The 3,663-nt window shown below is 66.6% G+C and carries 3 protein-coding genes; all 3 read right to left on the minus strand.

Translation table 11 applies throughout. The features are described from left to right. Positions 1-110: 110 nt before the first annotated feature. The 3 genes from ACFXGJ_RS24165 to ACFXGJ_RS24175 all read right to left on the minus strand — a co-directional run bounded on the left by ACFXGJ_RS24165 (position 111) and on the right by ACFXGJ_RS24175 (position 3,406). Entirely contained in the window at positions 111-2,021 is a 1,911-nt protein-coding gene (locus ACFXGJ_RS24165) for a phosphoenolpyruvate carboxykinase (GTP) (RefSeq protein ID WP_378625796.1), read from the minus strand. A 54-nt stretch (positions 2,022-2,075) separates the two neighbouring features. Next, complete coding sequence (locus ACFXGJ_RS24170; RefSeq protein ID WP_378625797.1) at positions 2,076-2,954, minus strand: hypothetical protein; 879 nt, start codon at positions 2,952-2,954, stop codon at positions 2,076-2,078. A gap of 86 nt (positions 2,955-3,040) precedes the next feature. Then, positions 3,041-3,406: an ArsR/SmtB family transcription factor gene (locus tag ACFXGJ_RS24175; protein WP_378625798.1), complete on the minus strand. Its 366-nt coding sequence runs from the start codon at positions 3,404-3,406 to the stop codon at positions 3,041-3,043. Positions 3,407-3,663: the final 257 nt, after the last annotated feature.

Here is a 3,663-nt window from a genome sequence, read left to right on the forward strand (position 1 = left end):
GCACGAGAAGGGCGATCCCTCTCCTCGTGCCGGGCCCGGGAAGGCACGGAGCGCGGGTAGATCGACGTGATGCGCTCTGTGCCTGGATCGTGGGGCCTGTGCCGCGGCCGTCAGACTTCGCGGTGGCGGGTGCGGACCCGGACGCGGCGGAAGTCGCCGTCTCGCGTGGTCGCGGGTTTGCCCGGGAGTGCATCGGTGAGAGAAGGAGCGCTGAGCCTGAGCTTGAGGGCGCCGAGTTCCTCACGCAGGACGTCGGGCAGGGTGTTGCCGCCGATAGTGGCGTACCACTCGTCGATCAGCCGAGTTTCGGCGATCCACTCGGCCGCGGTGACCTTCAGCGCGGCAACGATCTTGGTGTGATCGAACTTCAGGCCGGTCAGGTCGAGATCCTCGATGGTGGGCACGTTCCCGATCGGGGTTTCCTCGGCGCCGACCTGGCCGTCGATTCGCTGCAGGGCCCATTTGAGGATGCGGGAGTTCTCCCCGAAGCCCGGCCAGAGGAACGCGTCGTCCTCGTCGCGGCGGAACCAGTTGACGTAGAAGATCTTCGGCAGCGTGGCCGGATCCGCGTTCGCTCCGATGTCGAGCCAGTGCGCGAAGTAGTCTCCGACGTGGTAGCCCAGGAACGGCAGCATCGCCATCGGGTCTCGGCGCACGACTCCGACTGCGCCCGTAGCGGCGGCGGTGGTCTCCGAGGACAGGGTCGAGGCGAGGAACACCCCGTGCTGCCAACTCAGCGACTCGGCCACCAGGGGCACGGTCGTGGCGCGGCGCCCCCCGAAGAAGATCGCCGAGATCGGCACGCCAGCGGGGTCGTTCCACTCGGGGGCGACGGTGGGGCACTGCGCGATCGGGGTGCAGTACCGCGAGTTCGGGTGCGCCGCCCGCTCACCCGAGTTCGGGGTCCAGTCCCTCCGCAGCCAGTCGGTCAGGTGTGCCGGCGGCGTGTCGGTCATCCCCTCCCACCAGACGTCGCCGTCATCTGTGAGCGCAACATTGGTGAAGATCGAATTTCCCTGCTCGATGGTAGCCATCGCGTGCGGGTTCGTGTGGACGCCGGTGCCGGGGGCGACACCGAAGAACCCGGATTCGGGGTTCACCGCATACAGGCGCCCGTCCTCCCCGAAGCGCATCCACGCGATGTCGTCGCCGACGGTTTCGGCGGTCCACCCGTCGAGGGTGGGCTCGAGCATCGCGAGGTTCGTCTTGCCGCACGATGACGGGAACGCCGCCGCGATGTAGTGCGTCTTCTTCTCGGGGGAGGTGAGCTTGAGTATGAGCATGTGCTCGGCCAGCCAGCCCTCGTCCTTGGCCATCTTCGACGCGATGCGCAGCGAGTAGCACTTCTTTCCGAGCAGGGCATTGCCGCCGTAACCGGAGCCGTAGCTCCAGATCATCCGCTCTTCCGGGAAGTGGGAGATGTACTTGGTGTGATCGCAAGGCCAGGTGGAGTCCGCCTGGCCCGGGTAGAGCGGTGCCCCGACAGAGTGCAGGCACTTGACGAATTCGGTTCCAGCAGTGAGCTTGTCCCACACCGATGCTCCGGAGCGGGTCATGATCTGCATGGAGACAGCGACATACTCCGAATCGGTGATCTGGATGCCGAACCTCGGTTCGACCGCGTCGAGTGGGCCCATGCAGAACGCGACGACATACATCGTGCGACCCGACATCGCACCGCGGTAGTGCTCGGTCATCACCGTCTTCATGTCGACGGGGTTCATCCAGTTGTTTGTCGGCCCGGCGTCCGCTTCGAAGCGGGAGCAGATGAACGTCCGATCCTCAACTCGCGCCACGTCTTCCGGGTCGGAGGCGCACCAGAAGGAGTTCGGTTTGCCGTCGAGTCGGACGAAGGTTCCCTTGTCGACCAGTTGTGTGGTCAGGCGATCCCATTCGCCGGCGGAACCGTCACACCACACAACGGCGTCGGGGCAGGTGAGGTCGGCGACCTCGGCGACCCAGGACACGATCTCCTCGTGCAGTGTCTGGGCGGCCCCGATGCCGGTTGCGGGTGTGGTCACGGTGTTCTCCTTGCGAAAGTCGTGAATGCGGGTGGGTGAGGCCCTGCAACGCCGCTACGGCTGCTGGCTGCGGTCGGTGAGATGGGCGAAGACACGGCCGACCTCGCGGGCGATCGCGCGGGTGACGAGACCCTCGTCCGGGCCGGGCAATGCCTGCCCGGCCGGCGTGGTCAGCGCCAGCGCCCGCGCCGCGGCGGCGAGTACCTCGGCGGTCAGCACGTTCGCCTCGTGCCCACACAGGGCGCTGATCAGGCCCGGCACGATCAACTGCCCCACCTCGTACGGGTCCGCCGGGTAGTGCACGGTGCGGCCGGGGGCGTCGGTGTCGGCGGCGGCTCCGGCGAGGTCGATCAGAACGTCGTTTTGCTCCATCAATCGCCGCAGGGGGAAGGCGTGTGCGTCTCCGCGGTGCCAGTTGGCGATCTGCCCGATCCCAGACTTCATCAACGTCGGGCCGAGCAGGGGTGCGTGCTCGGGACCGTTGACCACAACCCTCCCCGAACGAGGCGCGGTACCGCACCGACGGAGAACGGAGATCGTCGTCGCCGCCAACCCGGCCGTGACCGCATCGAGTTCGGTGAGAACCAACGGCCCTCCCCGTGCGGCCACTTCGCCCTTGACCTGGGAGGACTCCCGGGCGCAGAGCCCTGTCACGAACGCGGCCGACACGCGAGGTGCGGTTCCGCAGATCCGCGTCGCAACGAGCTGCGCGTCACCGGTGGTCGTAGGGAGTCGCAACACACGAATCGGCGTGTGGCTGCGAATCAGGCCTGCGTACCGCTCCATCGCGGTCCACGGTGAGCGGTTCGGCGCCGTCCGGTCATGGTTGCTGCGAGCCGCTCCCACCGTGACCACCGCGACGGTGACCGCCGGTAGCCGCAGCTGCGCGCCGCCGGCCGGTCCACGCGCGTCGTCGTTGTCCTCGTCAGTCACCCTCGTCGTCCGTTCATGCAAGGTATGTATTTAAGAAATTCTGCAATCAATCGGCGGCATGGATGCCCCCACCCAACCTCGATCGGTCAGCCGGCCGAGTCGCCGGCCAGTGCGGCGGACTCCGGTAGATCTTCGAGCAGCTCGGCCTGGCCCGCGACAACGCCGGTGAGGATCGCCCGGGCGACCGTCAACAGATCCGCGACCTTCGGCGAGGTCAGCGCATAGATGACCGACAGTCCTTCACGCCGGGCCGTGACCAGTCCGGCCCGGCGCAGGATCGACAGCTGCTGGGACAGGTTCGCCGGTTCGATCCCGACCTCGGGCAGCATCTCCGAGACGGCGTGATCACGCTCGCTCAGCAACTCCAAGACCCGGATGCGAGCCGGGTGCCCCAGAGTCTTGAAGAAGTCCGCCTTCATCCGATAGAGCGGTTGGCGCGAGTTCGCGACCATGGCACCTCCTGTCGTTTCTGCCGGAACCGATCGCCCACGACACCGGGCTGTACCCGGATCATTCCACACCCAGAATACTACTTGCGAATCTTAGCAATTCGGCGACCATGCCTGATATGAAGAACAAGTTCTAGTTTGAGTTCTTCTCCGAGAGGCAGTTCACCGTGGGCACACCAGTAATCGTCGAGGCAGTTCGCACCCCCATCGGCAAGCGCGGCGGTTGGCTGTCCGGGCTGCACGCCGCGGAGACCCTCGGG

It is taken from the genome of Rhodococcus sp. NPDC059234 (assembly GCF_042754225.1).
GTDB lineage: Bacteria > Actinomycetota > Actinomycetes > Mycobacteriales > Mycobacteriaceae > Rhodococcus_G.

Bases quoted from the DNA above. Each gene is read 5' to 3' on its own strand.
- ACFXGJ_RS24175 (WP_378625798.1), bottom strand. From the start codon at position 3,406: ATGGTCGCGAACTCGCGCCAACCGCTCTATCGGATGAAGGCGGACTTC.